The organism is Verrucomicrobium sp. BvORR106, from assembly GCF_000739655.1.
Taxonomy (GTDB): domain Bacteria; phylum Verrucomicrobiota; class Verrucomicrobiia; order Verrucomicrobiales; family Verrucomicrobiaceae; genus Verrucomicrobium.
Map to the genome: position 1 here is coordinate 1 of NZ_BATR01000202.1, position 1,024 is coordinate 1,024.

Sequence of the window (1,024 nt, forward strand, 5' to 3'; positions counted from 1 at the left end):
GGAGCCATCAGAGAAAGTCAGCTGGTAGCCGGGGCCGCCGAGTCCTGCAGTGAGGTAGGAGAGCTGGGGGCGCTCCTTGTACTTCTGGGCGTAGGAGGAGGTGGAGGTGTTGTAGGCGTATTGGAAATAACTGCCGTCGCCCTGGACCCACTTGACCTGGGTGTTGGGGGTGCCGGTGCCGCTGAGGGTCACGCCCTCCTGGTAGGAGTGGGTCCAGCGGGGGCCGAGGTTGCCGGTCACCTGGAGATCGCCGATGACGGTGCTGCGCTGGTCATAGGTGACCTTGAAGTTGACGGCGGGGCCATAGGGCGGGGTGTGCACCACGGGCGTGTCAGTGACGAACAGGCCCGGGTTCATGGCGTTGAAGCTATGAGTCGCCATGGCGCCGGCCTCCAAGGGAGGGCAAGGTTCACAAACTGGAGGGGGGCCCTCTGGATCGGTGGCATGGACGCAGTGGCGGCCGAAGACGGTCTTGGCCTCTTCATCGTTCACATCGACATAGCCGGCGGGCAGGGCGGTGGCGGCGGGGACGAGGAAATAGCCGCTCATCTGCTGCTCCAGGGCCTGAGGGGGCACCCAGCTGTCGTAGAAGAGGTGCTCGTCGGTGAGGCGGTACTTGCCCTCGAGCGTCTCGGTGAGGGCGGAGTAGTGGTTGAACTTGAAGTGGATGACGGAGGGGGCGATGATGGTGCGTCCGCTGGTGCGCTTGATGACCTTGAGCGTGCCGCCCCCTTCATGGCTGTGAGCCTTGAGCTCGAAGGCGGAGAGGCCGTCTTTGATGAAGATGGCCTTTTCGTTGTCATCATGCACATCGGGGAAGATGGGGCGTTCACCCAGGGGGACGCAGATGGCATTGGCGGCGGTGAAGCCACAGAAGACGTTGCGCTCAGCCTTGTGATCGAGGAACCAGAGGACCTCACGGGCGCGAATAAGGGCATCGGCCGCATAGCCACCCAGAGGAAGGGTTTTGGCCTCTTCAATCAAGGGGCGCAGCTCGTCCTTCTGGCCCATGAGGGAGCGGCGT

The 1,024-nt window shown here is 63.5% G+C and carries 1 protein-coding gene; it reads right to left on the reverse strand.

Annotated elements, in window-relative coordinates; translation table 11 throughout:
* On the reverse strand, window positions 1–1,011 hold a 1,011-nt coding region (locus BV106_RS34760; protein WP_038172882.1), incomplete at its 3' end, for a hypothetical protein.
* Between the last annotated feature and the right edge of the window lie 13 nt (window positions 1,012–1,024).